Below are 257 nucleotides of genomic sequence, written 5' to 3'. Positions count from 1 at the left end.
ATATTGAGATAGCCTGAGTGTGCATTCACCGAAGGCCCTGCAAAAAGATCTAGGTTCCCAGCTCGTGTTCTGAGGCCGTATCCGACTGCAGGACTTTCTTTCCAGGTTTCTAGCCCTGTCTCCCAATGGTCGGTACGCCCCGTCAGTCCACTTGAGGTTCCTCGTTTTTCATCGCTCAAAAGCAGGACTCTGTCGAGAACCTGAGCTGCAATAGTCGGCTGTTGAAGACGCATCAGATCGACGACGGTCAGAAGGCC

General features: G+C 52.9%; 1 protein-coding gene. It reads right to left on the bottom strand.

The annotated features are described in order from the left end of the window. A partial coding sequence (locus SB658_RS25465; protein ID WP_410603225.1) for a hypothetical protein occupies positions 1-257 on the bottom strand: 257 nt, incomplete at both ends.

Origin of the sequence: Bacillus sp. SIMBA_008, assembly GCF_046535495.1 — a bacterium.
Taxonomy (GTDB): Bacteria; Bacillota; Bacilli; order Bacillales; family Bacillaceae; genus Bacillus; species Bacillus subtilis.
The sequence above is the reverse complement of the archived record's forward strand: the minus strand, read 5'-3'. Positions and strand labels throughout refer to the sequence as shown.